This window comes from Streptomyces sp. URMC 126 (genome assembly GCF_051386555.1).
Taxonomy (GTDB): Bacteria; Actinomycetota; Actinomycetes; order Streptomycetales; family Streptomycetaceae; genus Streptomyces.
In genome coordinates this window covers 1-251 of record NZ_JBPQTX010001124.1, presented here as the reverse complement: position 1 = coordinate 251, position 251 = coordinate 1, and the positions used below count along the sequence as shown (strand labels likewise).

The following is a 251-nucleotide window of genomic DNA, read 5'->3' as shown; positions in this document are numbered from 1 at the left end:
GCATACCGCTGACCCTCGGTTCCGCCGCCACCGGCTACACCGCCGACGACACCGGGGTCACCGTCCGCTTCGAGGGCGGCGGCGAGGCCCGCGGCGACCTCCTCATCGGCGCCGACGGCTTCCACTCCGCCGTGCGCCGCCAGTTCGTGGGCCCCGAGGACTCCCGGGACAGCGGCTACATCTGCTGGCTGGCCGTCGTGCCCTTCGACCACCCCCGGCTGACCCCGGGCTACGTGGGCCACTACTGGGGC

At 74.5% G+C, this 251-nt stretch carries 1 pseudogene; it reads left to right on the top strand.

Annotation, left to right across the window (positions count from 1 at the left end):
• A pseudogene (locus ACSNOK_RS35345) lies at positions 1 to 251 on the top strand (FAD-dependent monooxygenase); the annotation flags it as partial.